The 15,774-nt window shown below is 35.8% G+C and carries 8 protein-coding genes and 1 other RNA gene; 7 read left to right on the top strand and 2 right to left on the bottom strand.

What is annotated here, in order from left to right; translation table 11 throughout:
• Positions 1 to 323: 323 nt before the first annotated feature.
• Both DEU42_RS02760 and ssrA read right to left on the bottom strand, forming a co-directional pair.
• Positions 324 to 1,400: a two-component regulator propeller domain-containing protein gene (locus DEU42_RS02760; protein WP_114756748.1), complete on the bottom strand. Its 1,077-nt coding sequence runs from the start codon at positions 1,398 to 1,400 to the stop codon at positions 324 to 326.
• A 436-nt stretch (positions 1,401 to 1,836) separates the two neighbouring features.
• Positions 1,837 to 2,238, bottom strand: a transfer-messenger RNA (tmRNA) gene (gene ssrA / locus DEU42_RS02755).
• Between the two features lie 207 nt (positions 2,239 to 2,445).
• Here ssrA and DEU42_RS02750 point away from each other — a divergent pair.
• The 7 genes from DEU42_RS02750 to bglX all read left to right on the top strand — a co-directional run bounded on the left by DEU42_RS02750 (position 2,446) and on the right by bglX (position 15,748).
• Positions 2,446 to 3,666, top strand: coding sequence for an NAD(P)-dependent oxidoreductase (locus DEU42_RS02750; protein WP_114756747.1), 1,221 nt, complete (start codon positions 2,446 to 2,448; stop codon positions 3,664 to 3,666).
• A 96-nt stretch (positions 3,667 to 3,762) separates the two neighbouring features.
• A complete protein-coding gene (locus DEU42_RS02745; protein ID WP_233506603.1) occupies positions 3,763 to 6,465 on the top strand; it encodes a histidine kinase in 2,703 nt (900 codons plus the stop codon).
• 241 nt (positions 6,466 to 6,706) lie between these two features.
• Positions 6,707 to 9,532 carry a SusC/RagA family TonB-linked outer membrane protein gene (locus tag DEU42_RS02740; protein ID WP_114756745.1) on the top strand — a complete coding sequence of 942 codons (2,826 nt, stop codon included), beginning with the start codon at positions 6,707 to 6,709 and terminating at the stop codon, positions 9,530 to 9,532.
• A gap of 24 nt (positions 9,533 to 9,556) precedes the next feature.
• On the top strand, positions 9,557 to 11,011 hold the full coding sequence (locus DEU42_RS02735; protein WP_114756967.1) for a RagB/SusD family nutrient uptake outer membrane protein: 1,455 nt from the start codon (positions 9,557 to 9,559) through the stop codon (positions 11,009 to 11,011).
• 30 nt (positions 11,012 to 11,041) lie between these two features.
• Positions 11,042 to 11,968: a LamG-like jellyroll fold domain-containing protein gene (locus DEU42_RS02730; protein ID WP_114756744.1), complete on the top strand. Its 927-nt coding sequence runs from the start codon at positions 11,042 to 11,044 to the stop codon at positions 11,966 to 11,968.
• A 165-nt stretch (positions 11,969 to 12,133) separates the two neighbouring features.
• Positions 12,134 to 13,477: a glucoamylase family protein gene (locus DEU42_RS02725; protein ID WP_114756743.1), complete on the top strand. Its 1,344-nt coding sequence runs from the start codon at positions 12,134 to 12,136 to the stop codon at positions 13,475 to 13,477.
• A gap of 33 nt (positions 13,478 to 13,510) precedes the next feature.
• Positions 13,511 to 15,748: a beta-glucosidase BglX gene (gene bglX / locus DEU42_RS02720; protein ID WP_114756742.1), complete on the top strand. Its 2,238-nt coding sequence runs from the start codon at positions 13,511 to 13,513 to the stop codon at positions 15,746 to 15,748.
• Positions 15,749 to 15,774: the final 26 nt, after the last annotated feature.

Below are 15,774 nucleotides of genomic sequence, written 5' to 3'. Positions count from 1 at the left end.
AATAGATGTCTAAAGCGAAAGGTTCTTGTTGTCCTAAATAAATTATTCTTTAGGCAGTATATTTCAAATTTAGATCTACATTAAAGTGTCTTCTGTCTAAAAACGAGTTTGGTAACTTTAAAAACGTTACTAAAGTCATCTGATTTTTTTAAGTCCATCCAAATTACTGTTCACTAAAATAACCACTAAAGTTTAAAAGCATGAGAAGTGCCGGTAATTGAAGCGCAATCTTTAACTCTGCACTAATGTGCAATCGGAGAAATGAATTTGAATTTAGCAGAACCCCCGGCATTTAAGCAAATTACTGTTGTTAGTTTGTGTTTTTAAAATTGCTTATCAAATGTCATTCCGTTGAATTTATAAACACAACCTTCTGCCATTCCAAAAAGCAAGTTTTTATTTTGGTCTTCATAAATGCTCCAAATCATTTGAGAGTTCAATTTTGGGTCAATTTTATAGTTCGTCAACGTTTTGCCGTCATATTTCCAAGCTCCAGAATCTCGATCTCCAAACCAGATGTTTCCTTTTGAATCTTCTTCAATGACAAAGACTGATTGCAACCCTGTATTTTTTGCAAATTGTTGCGTTTTAGTGTTCGCTTCAAACTCATTTATTGGGATGAATTTTCCTTGTTCTTTAGAGAAATGAGTTATGGAATCTCCTTCTTTTAATAATACTCCAATTCCATTATTTCCTATCCAAATTCGCCCTTTTGAATCTGCTAATACACTTCTTATGTGCAAAGTCTCATTGTCTTTAAGTTTTAAGGTTTTATGATCAAAAACAGTTACTGTTTTACCATCATAATTAAATAGTGCTGCATAGGTAGCAATCCAAACTTTACCGTTATGTTCTGTTGATATGTCTGTTACGCCATAAGAATTATTTTGGTTTTCATTTTTAGGTATTGGAAAAATTAGATAGTTCATATACTTTCCGTCAAAACGACTTATTCCGCCTTCTTCGTCTGCATAAAACCATAAATCCCCATTGGTTTTATTCCATTCATATTTTGGGTTATTAAAATTCGATGAATAAGTGACAAGCTTTTCTTTGTCATAAACATTTACTCCTTTTGAAGTCCCAATCCAAATTTTACCGTTATTGTCTTCCTGGATTGAACGAATTTGATTGTCTGATAAGCCGTCATTGGTTGTAAAGTATTCAAATGATATTCCGTTATAAATACTTACACCTTCATTATGACTTCCAAACCAATAATTACCTTTACTGTCTTGAAATATTGCACGTATGCCTGAGGTAAATTTCAATGTATCGATTTGTGAAGTCGCTACCAATTCTGACTTGTTTGTTTCCTTTTTAGTTAATTTTTTTTGGAAACAAGAAAAGTTGAGTGTCGATATGAGTATTAAGAAAATCAATTTTATTCTTTTATTCATTTTTGGTTTTATAATATATCGTACAATTGTTTAGATGTATGATAAAATTAAACATATTTGCTATAATATATTGGCTTGATGTACTTTTGATTCTGTTGTTTCCAAGAGCAACTTCTCCTTTTATGGTATACATATCAAAGATCATTGCTGTTTGAAATCTATTTTTCTTGAGGGGCTGTTTTTTTACATTAAGCTATAGAAATCCAGAAGAGATTATTAAAAGCTTGGTGTTCAGATTTTTAATACTTTTATTCAGAGTTAAGTGTATAAGTTAAACCCATTTATTTGACAAATGCAACAGAACAATTTTTGTGCGTTTTTGAAAATTTAGACAGAAATAAAAAAGCCTACAAATATGAAAATTTATAGGCTTAAAAGATTTTTGAGACGTTTTGTGTGTTTTTAGCAACTTTGAAAATTGTGCCTTAAACCGTCTTCGTGGAATCGCCGGGAATCGAACCCGGGTCCAAACAGGGAAGCAAAGAGCTTTCTACACGTTTAGTTTCTGCTTAATTTTTCGATGTTGTGCAAGGCCAGAAACTGCCACACAACACTTAGCTTCTAAAGTCTTGGGAATTTCGCGAAGCAAAAAACTCCCCAGGTCTATTTTTACGGTTCCCCATTACAAAACGCCATAAACCAGGGCTTTTTAGGAGAATCTCACTTTCCTGCCTTGCAGGACGTGGCTAAATCTTACTATAGTTCAGATTATTAAGCAGCAAGAGCGTAATTATTTTCGCCGTTTAAAAGTTCGGAGCTGATGAATTAACGAGAACCAACTCCTGTTCTCGACGTGCTTACTGTTCATTTCGGCCTGCTGTCAAAACCAGTCGACCCCATGTAAGTAGTTGGTAGTGATATTAAACAAAAATAATACCAAAACTATTGTGCAAATATAATGATATTTTTCTCCAATATTTATTGGCAAAGGAGAGAAATACTGTTATATTTGAAAATAATTTAAGCAATACTGTTATATAATTTAAAGGTAACGTTTGAAATTGACCTAAACTAACAATATACGTAGTAATAAACTTGACTTAAAATGAAATTTGGTATACTAAAGGAGAGAAAATCGCCGCCGGATAAAAGGGTAGTCTTTTCGCCTGAAATGTTGGAAAAGTTAAAAGAAAAATTTCCAGCTATCGAGATTAAGGTGGAGGCGTCCGATATTCGCATTTTCAATGACAGTGAATATATTTCAAAGGGATTTGAAGTAACAGATGATATATCAGATTGTGATGTGCTTATAGGTGTTAAGGAAATACCTGTCGATGCACTTATTCCTCATAAAAAGTATATTTTCTTTTCTCATACAATTAAGAAACAGCCTCATAACCAAAAGTTGCTTCAGGCAGTTATTGATAAGGAAATTGATCTCTACGATCATGAAACTTTTGTTGATGAAGAGGGTAAACGCCTTATAGGTTTTGGAAGATATGCAGGTAACGTAGGTGTATATAATGCTTTTAGGGCTTTTGGGCTTAAATATGAATTGTATAGTCTTTCTAAAGCCGAGACACTACCAGATAAAGCAGCACTTATTTCGCGCCTTAAGAAAATGATACTTCCACCCATAAAAATTGTATTAACAGGGCATGGCAAAGTTGGCATGGGAGCGAAAGAGATGCTTGATGCCATGAAAATTAAAGAGGTATCTATAGAAAATTATTTTTCTAAAAATTATAATGAGCCTGTATATGTTCATATTGATGTAGAGCATTATAATAAAAGGAAAGATGGTAAAGCTATGGATAAAACAGAGTTTTACAAAGATCCTTCGGCATACGAATCTGATTTTGGACGCTTTTCAACTGCATCAGACATGTTTATTGCAGGGCATTTTTACGGAACAGGAGCTCCTGTAATATTATCTGCTGATATGCTAAAGTCTGCTGATAATCGTATTAAGATTGTTGCTGACATATCATGTGATATCGCTGGCCCTATAGCCAGCACATTAAGGTCTTCAACTATCGCAGAACCTTTTTATGGTTATCACCCTTTTGAGGAAAAAGAAACCGATATGTTTCACCCTTCAGCAATTGTAGTTATGGCTGTAGACAATTTACCGTGCGAATTACCAAAAGATGCAAGTGTAGGCTTTGGTGAAATGTTTTTAGAACATATAATCCCGGCCTTTTTTAATGATGATAAAGATGGTGTATTAAGACGCTCCCAAATTACAGAAGGAGGGAAGCTCACAGAAAAATTCAGCTATCTCAAAGATTATATAAATGAAAAAGAAAGTGCGCCCCATATATAGGGGCCTTTTTTTTGGGTTCATTTTTATATATTTGATAAGCAAATCCCATACAATATGCGTTTAAAAGGCCTTCTTTTTTTATTGTTATTACAATTTATGATACCGGCATTCTCGCAGGAATTACTTCCTTTTGTGGAGAATTTTACGAAATCAGAATACAATGGCGATAATCAGGTATGGAATGTTGTACAGGGCAAAGATAATGCAATGTACTTCGCTAATAATCATTATTTTTTACGCTATGACGGTGTAAAATGGGAACGTTATTCTTTGCCAAACAAAACTATAATACGTTCTGTATTTGTAGAAGGTGATAAGATTTATTGCGGCTCTTACAAAGAATTTGGATATTGGAAAAGAGTTCATGGTAAGATGGAATATTTTTCCGTTTCAAAGGACAAAAACTTATTTCTTGGTAATGCAGACAACGAAGAAATATGGAAAATATTCTACCATAAGGGAAAGATATACTTTCAGTCTTTTAATGAGATTTACATATATAACGGTAAGAATGTTGACAAAATCAAATTCCCTGAACTCATCTCCTATTGCTATGTTATTGATGCAAGAATATATGTTGCAACGGTAAAGAGCGGAGTCTATATACTTGAGGGTAGGAAATTCAATAAGATCAAAAACTGGCAACAGCTTGACAACAATATTATTCACGGAATGGAGAAAAGGCATGGTGTCCTGTATGTTTTTACCAAAAATAATGGAATTTACACGGGAAATGAAACAGGTTTGTCTCCATGGAAAAGCAGTCTTAATAATCTCATAAAGGGAGATGTAATTGTTACCGCTAAATTCCTTAATGATTCTATTTTGGCAATTGGTACAGGTCTTAAAGGCTTATATATTATAAATATTAAAGATAACACCTTTAAAAACCTTAATAGAAAAAACAGTCTTAAGAACAATGCTGTACTTTCTTTAAGTCTTGATAATGAAAAGGATTTATGGTTGGGGCTGGACAACGGCATTTCTCATATTGAAATAAATTCACCTGTAAATATATTTTCTGATAATTTAGGCATATTGGGATCAGTATATTCTTTATCTACTATGCCTGAAGGCTATCTTTTTGTAACAAATCACGGAATATTTACCTATAAAAACAAAATTCTTAATGCGATACCTAATTCCCAAGGGCAGGTATGGGATATTTATAAGCATGGTAGTGAGTTTGTGATAGGTCACAATGATGGTACATTTGTTTATAATGATAACTCTCTAAAATGGGTGAATCCGGTTAATGGTGGGTGGAAGTTTTTAAAAAGCGATTTTGATAATGTTTACTTTCAGGCAAATTATTCTGGTATAGCCATTTATAAGGATATAAACGATTTGAGCAAATGGAAAATACTTGATAGTATTACAAAGCCAATCCGAAACATTGCTCAAAATAAAAAAGGTGAGCTTTGGGCTGCGGATAATTACAGGAGTCTTTACAGGATAACATATAACGAGAATTTCAAGGTTAAACGTGTAGAAAACGTTTCCAGAAGTAATAATATAACAAGTGACTTTGGTGTAAAAATATTTAACTTCAGGAATGAGATATTATTTTTAATAAATAATACCTGGTACGTATATAATGGTATTTCTGCTAAGCTTGAAAAGAATAAGATTTTCAACTCTGAATTCAGTAATATATCTGATATAATACCAATTGATGAGGATCATTTCATGGTTCTTAAGCAAGGTCTTCTTTACCTTATAGTACAAGACAAGAATGACTTTAAGTGGAGGCTGCTATCAGAGAAATATTATCAGGGTAGATTGATTATGGAAAATACTAGGGTCTATAAAGACGGTAATAAACTATTAATTAATCTTGATGATGGTTTTATAACTTTTGATCTTAGTAATGATAAACATAAAACTAATGACATTAAAATAGAGGCATACTACCTGGGTAATCTTATTGATGATGACACGGAAGTAAAATATAATCAGTCTGTAGATGTTCATTTGATTGCTGAATATTTTGGTTATGGGCGACCGGATTTGCTTTACAGGCATAACGATTCTGAACTCATTCCTGTAAAGGATGGGAATATAATTCTAAACAATTTGAGCAGTGGAAGGCAGTATTTAGAAATTTTTACAGTTTCAGGAAAGAACGATAATAAAGTTGCGGAATATTATTTTTATGTTTCCAGGCCCTGGTATTTTTCTATTTGGATGATATTGGTTTATATAGTAGTGATAAGTGGTAGTTTCTTTTTGTATTATCGATGGAATGCAATACGCTATAATCAGAAGCTAAAACTAAATGAAGAAGAGCTTAAACATCGAAAACAACTTCTTGAATTTGAAATGGAATCTGAAAACCGTTTGAGGCAACAGGAATTCGAGAAACATAGACTGGAAATGGAAGTGCAGAATAAAGCATCGGAAGTTGCCGGAAAATCACTTTCTATTGCTAAGCACAGTGAAATGATTGAAAGTATTCAGGAAGTTCTGAATAGTGAAATCAATGATGGTCAGCTTAAAACTAAGATAAGACAGATTATAAAAACGAATACTATCAGTAAAAACGAATGGCAGAGTTTTGAGAAAAATCTTTTCAAAAGCCACGAAGAGTTCGTTGAACGACTTTCTAAAAAACACCCATCCCTTACATCAAAAGATATTAAGCTATCCATATATTTAAAAATGAATTTATCTTCTAAAGAAATTGCTCCGTTAATGAACATTTCATTTAGAGGAGTAGAACTCCATCGATACAGATTGCGTAAGAAACTTGAACTTTCTCAGGATGAAAGTCTGTATAAGTTTATGATAAACATATAATTTTATTTAAAAATTTGCCTATTTAATATAAAAAAGCATTAATTTTTATATACTCTTTATACATCAATACTACATCATTAACACTTTTTATGATGTACAAAGGCTTGTTTCAATTATCTGTTTTTTAATATTTTATGTTGTTTTTATGGGTTTTTGATGTGTTAATGAGTACTGAATAGTTGATGTACTAAAACGTTTTAGTTCTTAATTTTGGGTTAATCATAATTTTTATAGCTAACCCATGAAGAAAACTTTACTCCATATTAGTTTCTCTTTACTAACGGTACCATTGTTTGCACAGGTGCCGCCTACTGCCCAACAACCCAATGATTCTATATTTAATGATTCCATCTTTTTTAAAAATCAGATGCAGGAAGTCGTTGTTATAGGTTATGGAACACGAAAGGCAGGTGCTGTTACCGGATCGGTTTCACAAATTAAAGCTGCCGACATTGTAAGAACTCCTGCACAGTCAGCAATGCAAGCAATTCAGGGAAAGGCTGCAGGTGTAAATATTGTTACTAATGATGAACCTGGACAAAATCCTACAGTACGTATAAGAGGATTAGGTACTATTACCGGTGCGAGAGATCCACTTTATGTAATTGATGGTATTGAAACTAATGGATTGAATGGCATTAATCCAAACGATATAGCTACGATAGACATTTTAAAAGATGCTTCTTCGCTTGCTATTTATGGTCAGAAAGGTTCCAATGGAGTAGTTCTTATCACTACCAAAAAAGGAAAAAAAGGAGACGTGAAAGTTTCAGTTGATAGCTACTATGGACAAAAGTACATTCAGCGAAAAGTAGATATGGCAGATTCATACCGTTATGCATACTACGGTAATGCTGCACTTGGTTCCAGCAGTTACTTTAATTTCAATCAACCTTATAACACTGATTGGCTTGACGAGATTACCAGTACTGGAGAAGTAATCAGTAATAGTATCTCATTGTCAGGTGCAGGTGAGAATGCTACGTATTATTTTGGAGCATCTAATTATAAGGAAAAGGGTATTCTAAATGGTTCTGAATACGAAAGAACTAATGTTATAAGTAAAAACGAAATCCGATTGCTTAATGACAATATTAAAGTTTCTCCATTCTTTAATCTTTCAATTGATCATACTACTCCAAAACCATTAAGTGCTTTTACAAATGCTTACAAGCAGGCTCCGATTATGCCTGTTCGATTTGCCAATGGAAGATGGGTACAACCTTTACGTGACCCTAATACAGGTCTTGTTTCTATTGACGGTTCTGACAGGTTTAATAATGTTGCTAATCCGGTCGCTCAATTATATTATAATAACGAACAAAATAAAAATGTTACTCTTATAGGTGCGGTTAATGTAGAAGCCCAAATAGTTGATTTCTTAAAATTCACATCTAACTTTGGAGCAACAGCACTTTGGGGTAAAGGATATTCTTATACTCCAACGCGAAATTTATGGTTAGTCGCGAATCCTACTCAGGAGGTTGCGGATTATATAGCAGCTAATCCCAATAATCCTATCATAAATACACTACAGCAAAGAAGAAATACTTCCTATAGATATAACTGGGATAACTACTTCACTTTCGACAAAACATTCGCAGAAAAACATAACCTGACAGTAGTTGCAGGTATGTCTAAAACATCATTCCAGATTTCAGAATATATGAATGCAACAAGGTATGATGTTCCGGTTCAGTCAAATTACTGGAACCTTAATCTTTCGTCAAACAATATTGAAGTTGCTCCGGGATCTGTGGTGCAAAATGTTACAGAGACTCCAATAGTATCAGTAGCTTATTTTGGAAGGTTGGAATATGATTTTGATAATAAATATCTGTTATCAGCTTCAGTAAGGAGAGAAGGAGTGAGCACATTTGATGAGGATGACAGATTTGCAGTGTTTCCATCAGTATCGGCAGGATGGGTACTTACATCTGAAGAGTTTATGCAAGGTGTAAAATTCCTGAATAATTTCAAATTGCGTGGTGGTTATGGTGAAGTAGGTAATGGTTATACAGGCCAGTCGCTTAACTCAATTGTGTTTGGCTCAGGTTATAATTATTCTTTTGGAGGTACAGAAGTAATTAATCCGGGAACGAATGTACCAAATGACATTGATCGTAATCTGACTTGGGAAACAATGAAAGAAATAGATCTTGGTTTTGATTTTGCAATGTTAGATAACAGACTTTCCGGTGTATTTGATGCATATAGCAGAAAACAGGAAAATGCAATTTTACCGGTAGCAGTACCCTCGGTGTTATCACCAATAGCGGTTCCTCTAAACGTTGGAACGGTAAGTAATAAAGGTATTGAAGTTACTTTAAAATGGCAGGATGCTATAGGTACTGATTTTAATTACTGGGTTGGAGGTAATTATTCATACAACAAAAATGAATTAACTGAAGTAAACAGCTCTTTATTCGGAAATTATACAGGAGGAGGTTTAGGTAACGGGCAATATACCAAACAAGTACTGGTAGGGCAGCCTTTAGGTAGCTTTTATGTATATGATGTTACAGGATATAACTCTGACGGATTCTTAACATATAGCGATAACAGAGTAGTTGCAGGTTCTTATCTTCCAACTTTTACTTATGGACTAAACCTGGGGTTTACTTATAAAAGAATTGATTTTTCAGTAGATGCTTACGGCGTGGGAGGGAATAAACTTTACAATGGTAAAAAAGCACAACGTTTTGGAGGTGAGAATATAGAAAATGAGCTATTGACAGACTTTTGGACTCCATCTAATCCAAACGCAAGCAATCCAAGACCGTCTAACGAAGTTCCGCGTGCTTCAACTTATTACATCGAAAAGGGTGATTATTTAAGGATCAATAATATTACCGTAGGTTATGCTTTGCCACAGGTATTTAAAGGTGTTGATAAAATCAGGTTTTATGCAACGGCAATTAATCCATTCCTGTTTACCAAATTTACAGGTTTCTCACCTGAACTTAAAGGAGATGACAATGGCAACCCGCTTGGTACGGCCGGTATAGAACTGGATGCATACCCAACTAATAAGACTTTTTTATTCGGACTTAATGTAGGTTTTTAAGCTATGAAAAATATAAAATTAAATATGAGATTTACATATAACGCTTTAGTAGCATTATCTCTGGCATTGGTAACGCTTGTTTCCTGTGATGATGATTTAAATGTGGATCCAAACAATGTGATAAGCGAAGAAGATTTTCTTAATAATCCAGATAATGCTATTCAGCTTGTAAATGGTGTTTACAATAAAATGCTCGATTACAACATGTATTCCTTTTCATGGATTGGAATAACAAGTATTACTTCAGATGATGCTGATAAAGGATCGACAGCCAGTGATACAGGGACAGATAAGGCTAAAATGGATAATCTGACTTTTGATGCGCAGGATATATCATTTGAAGATGTGTGGAAAGGAAGATATGAAGGAGTTTACAGGGCAAATAATGCATTGTATTACCTGAATTTATTAGAAGCTGATCCTACATTAAAAAATAGACTTATTGGTGAAGTTAAGTTTTTGAGGTCTTTTTGGTATTTTGATTTGGTGCGTTGTTTTGGCGGAGTGCCATTAGTTCTTGAAAAAATCGACCTGAATGACACGGAAGCCATTAACGAAATTGTATTCACAAAGAGAACTAAAGAAGAGGTTTATGCACAAATAGAAGCAGATTTACTTGATGCTATCGATAAATTGCCAGCTAAATCACAATATGCCCCCAGTGATTTAGGAAGAGCAACAAAAGGAGCCGCCCAGGCATTATTGGCCAAAGTATACCTGTATCAAAAAAAATGGACCGATGCATATAATATGGCCGGTAATGTAATAGGATCAGGAGAATATGACCTTCTTCCAAATTATGCAGATGTTTGGCGTGAAGTAGGCGAAAATAAACAAGAATCTGTATTTGAAGTACAGGCTACCTTAACCAATGGATTAAGAGATTATACCAATGTACAGGGGCCGAGAGGAACACCTGATTTAGGTTGGGGATTCAATATACCTTCACAAGCTCTGGTAAATTCTTACGCAACCGGTGACTTGAGAAAAGATGCTACAATAATGTTTGTACCATCTACACTTTGGGATGGTTTTGAAGCGCCAAGTTCATGGACAAATCCACGATATAACTATAAAGCCTACCAAAGCAGCATTGCAGAATCATGGAATAATGATAAAGGAAATACAGCCAAAAATCTTAGACTTTTAAAATACAGCGATGTATTACTTATAAGGGCAGAAGCCGGATTTGAATCAGGGCAAACATCTGATTTGTCTGATATAATGCATCAGATTCGTGAAAGAGCAGGACTTGAGGATATTACAGGTATCACATTACAGGATATTTACAACGAAAGGAGATGGGAAATGGCTATGGAACACGACAGATGGTTTGATATCATAAGAACCGGACAGGGTCCTTCTGTCATGAGCGCTGTAGGAAAAACATTTGTAACAGGGAAACATGAGCTGTTTCCAATTCCGCAATCGCAGATAGCGACCAGTGGAGGAAGATTAATTCAAAATAACGGATACTAATACTAACACTTAATTTAAATTTAATTTATTATGAAGACAATCAAAATTTTAGCGTTTTCACTGGTGGCTACATCAGGTATATTACTTACTTCTTGTGGTAGCGACGATGATGGAGGCTCAACATTACCTCCAATCGGAGGTTATAATACCGCTGATGAAGTAGCAGCGACTGACCTTTTAGCTTACTGGCCATTAAATGGAGATGGAAAAGAAAGTATTTCAGGAGCAATGCCTGCAAATTCTGTTGGAGCAAGTTATGTTACTGCAGTCAAAGGGCAGGGAGTTAAACTTACTTCAGGATATTTAAACTATGGTTCTATTTCTAACCTTAATATTCAGAGCAGCAGCCTTACAATCAGTTGTTGGGTTAAGATATCTAACACTAAAATGACAGCTGATGGGCCCAGCGTAATTTCTCCAATTATCTCATTTGCAGGAGGTCCGGATGCTAACGTAGGTAACTTAAGTATTTTTGGAAATACTCACGGGTTAGTATCAAGCGATTCTATTCAGATGAAGGCTCAATACCAGTTTTCGAGACCGGATGGAACTCCATTTGGAGGTGACTGTGTAAACATGATCAAACAAGAATCATGGATGGATAACACACATACATGGAATGCTAACAAAATTGGTGGACAATGGGCACACGTGGTTTATACGTGGGATGCAGCTACTGCTACGAATAAACTTTATGTGAATGGTGCAAAAATTTCTAACTCTGCATGGGAAGAAAGAAATAACGATCCAGATGGGAATACACAGCCTATGCCTATGAGTTTCTTTACACCCAATCACCCAATCATTGGAGCACTTAACTCTGTTGTAGACGGTACCAATGCTGAAGCATGGAATGCGGCTCTTAACGGAGAGATTGATGAGATACGTGTTTTCAAAAAAGTACTTATCCAGGCAGATATTAATGCACTTTACGAGCTTGAAAAGGCTGGCAGATAATTCAAATTTTTAAATTAATTACCGGTAGTATACCTACCGGTAATTGTATCCTTTTTTACTGAGCAATATTGCCCCCAATTATATTGCTAATTCCCAAAAATATCATCAATCTAAAAAACAACTGTTGTGAAAATAGTACACTTTTTTATTATCCTTACTTTTTGTATGTCATGCTCATCGTGTGACTCTAAAAGTGATGATAATGATACTACCACACCACCTGTGGAAGAAACCCTTACTGATGAGCAAATCCTTGATTTAGCTCAAAAAGATGCACTCAAATATTTTTGGGACTATGCAGAGACTAATTCTAAACTGGCACGTGAACGTTATCATGTTGATGATACTTCACTAGATAGAAACCTTGTAACTACCGGAGGTTCCGGTTTTGGTATCATGACCATACTGGTAGGTATAGAAAGAGGATTTGTTCCTCGTGGTGAAGCTGTAGCACGATTACAGACTTCATTGAACTTCCTTGAGGATGCAGATAGATTTCACGGGGCATGGCCGCATTGGATAAATGGTACAAATGGAAAGGTTGTACCTTTTGGAAACGATGATAATGGAGGAGATCTTGTAGAAACCTCATTTTTATGCGAAGCACTGATATGCGTTCGCGAATATTTTAAAAATGGTTCTGCCGAAGAGCAGGCTCTGGCTCAACAGGCCGATGAACTTTGGAAAGGTGTTGAGTGGGACTGGTATACTAAAGGCGGCGAAAATGTTCTTTATTGGCATTGGTCACCAAATTATGAATGGGTTAAGAATTTTAAGCTTGAGGGTTACAATGAATGCCTTATCACCTATATAATGGCAGCGGCATCGCCTACACATCCTATTACAGCGGCACCTTATCATGAGGGCTGGGCAAGGAATGGTGGGATTAAGCACTCAGGTTCACGATATAATATTCCTGTTATATTCAATTATAACGGAGCAACAGGTAATGTAGGGCCAATGTTTTGGGCACATTATTCTTATTTAGGACTTGATCCGAGAGGATTGTCTGATACTTATGCTAATTACATGGATTTGGTTCAGAACCACACAAAAATAATGTATGCCTATTGTGTTGCTAATCCATGGCAATGGACGGGTTATAGTGATAGCTGTTGGGGACTTACAGCAAGTTATTCGAGAAATTCTAACGGTACAACAGGTTATAATGCGCATTCTCCGGTTAGTGATAAAGGGGTTATTTCTCCTACCGCAGCATTATCATCATTTCCTTATGCGCCTGAAGAGTGTATGAAAGCGCTTCGATTCTTTTATGAGAATAAGGACTGGAAAGACAAACTTATAGGAGTTGCAGGACCATATGATGCTTTCTCTCCACATTATGACTGGGTAACAAAACGCTATCTGGCAATAGATCAGGGTACCATTGCACCTATGATTGAAAACTACAGAACCGGAATGCTATGGAATCTTTTTATGGAGGCTCCTGAAGTAAAACAGGGATTACTGAATCTTGGCTTTCAGTCGACACAGCATCCGTTGAATTAATTTCAAAAAACAAGACTATTCAAAATTCACACAATGAAATTCACAAATACCATTTTCCTTTTATTGGCATGTTCGGCATCAATACATGCCCAAAAGGCCAAACCGGCTAAGATTAAACCCCGCAACGAGTTTGTTTCTGAACTTATGGCTAAAATGACCATTGACGAAAAAATAGCACAATTGGTTCAGTTTACTGCCGATGGTACGGTAACAGGGCCTAAAGGGGGAGACAATTTTATAGAGGAGATAAAAAAAGGAAATGTTGGTTCGATACTTAATGCTACAGGTGTTGAATATACCCGTAAGCTCCAAAAATTAAATTTAGACAATTCAAGGCTCAAGATACCTTTGCTGTTTGGTTATGATGTTATTCATGGCTATAGAACTATATTTCCAATTACATTAGGAGAAACCGCAAGTTGGGATCTTGATATTGCAAAACGTTCATCGGAAGTTGCTGCTGCTGAAGCTGCTGCTTCAGGCATACACTGGACTTTTGCCCCGATGGTTGATATTGCACGCGATCCTCGTTGGGGACGTGTTTCTGAAGGTGCAGGGGAGGATACTTACCTGGGATCTAAAATGGCATTTGCAAGGGTAAAAGGTTTTCAGGGTGAAGACCTGATGGCTACCAATACAATACTTGCCTGTACAAAACACTTTGCCGCTTATGGTGCTGCTGAAGCCGGACGTGACTATAATACTGTTGATATGAGTGAAAGGGTATTAAGAGAAACATATCTGCCTCCATTTAAAGCAACGGTAGATGCAGGAGTTGCAACGTTCATGACTTCGTTTAATGAAATTGCTGGGGTTCCTGCAACGGGAAGTAAATTCCTTTTAAGGGACATTCTGAAAGGAGAATGGAAATTCAACGGATTTGTAGTAACTGATTACACTGCCATAAATGAGCTGATACCTCATGGTTTTGCTAAGGATTCTGCGAATGCAGGAGAATTATCACTCAAAGCGGGAGTTGATATGGATATGGTAGGCGGGATTTACCTTAAAAACCTAAAGAAACTTTTGAATCAGGGTAAAGTAACTCAGGCACAAATTGATGATGCCTGTAAAAGAATCCTGGAAGCTAAATATGACTTGGGACTTTTTAATGATCCGTACTTATACAATGATGAGAAACGTGAAAAATCGACCATTTATAAAAAGGAATTTCTTGACGCTGCGTTATATGCGGCAAATAAATCGATGGTTTTGTTAAAGAACAATGGAATACTGCCATTGCGTAAAGAACAGAAGGTTGCATTTGTAGGTCCATTAGTGGGTGATGACTGGAATATTATAGGGTCGTGGGCAGCAACCGGCGACAGGACAGGATATGCTACCAGTATTCAGGAAGCCATAAACAAAATGATTACCGAAAAGGGTAAAGTAACTTTTGATAAAGGTGTTGAAATTGTTGATGCCCGTAAGGACATGATGCAAAAGGCGCTTGACAATGCTCGTTCTGCTGATGTTATAGTCGCTGTTATGGGTGAGTTTGAGAATATGACAGGTGAAGCTGCATCACGTACTGATATTGATCTGCCGGGTATTCAGAAAGAGTTTTTAGCTGAACTTAAAAAATTGGGTAAACCAATTGTTCTGGTATTAATGAACGGAAGGCCATTAACGCTATCATGGGAAAACGACAATATGGACGCTATACTGGAAGCGTGGTATCCGGGAACCATGGGAGGGGAGGCTGTTGCGCAAACCCTGTATGGAATCAATAACCCATCGGGTAAGTTGCCGATGACATTCCCTAGAAGTGTAGGGCAGGTACCAATTTATTATAATCATAAAAATACAGGAAGGCCATATCTAGGGGCAAAAGATCCTGAGCAAAAATACAAGTCGAGGTATATTGATTCAGATAACAGTCCACTTTATCCATTCGGTTATGGATTGAGTTACACCAAGTTTGAATATTCTAACTTAAAGATTTCATCGAATACTCTTAATGCAAATGGAAAACTGAAAATATCGGTTGATGTGGCCAATACAGGAAATTATGATGGAGAGGAAGTAGTACAGCTTTACGTTAAAGATGTTGTAGGTTCAGTAACCCGTCCTGTAAAAGAACTAAAAGGCTTTAAAAAGCTTTTACTTAAAAAAGGAACGAAACAAACAGTAGAATTTGAAATCTCACCGGATGATTTGAGGTTTTATAACATAGATATGCAATTTGTCGCAGAACCCGGAGACTTTGAGGTGTTTGTAGGCGGTAGTTCTGCCACAGGATTAAAAGATAAGTTTGTGTTAGTTATGTGAGTTTAAATTTTGTTGATCTTCACTTT

The sequence above is a fragment of the Flavobacterium sp. AG291 genome (assembly GCF_003350375.1).
GTDB classification, from domain to species: domain Bacteria; phylum Bacteroidota; class Bacteroidia; order Flavobacteriales; family Flavobacteriaceae; genus Flavobacterium; species Flavobacterium suzhouense.
This window is presented reverse-complemented; position numbering and strand designations above follow the sequence as displayed.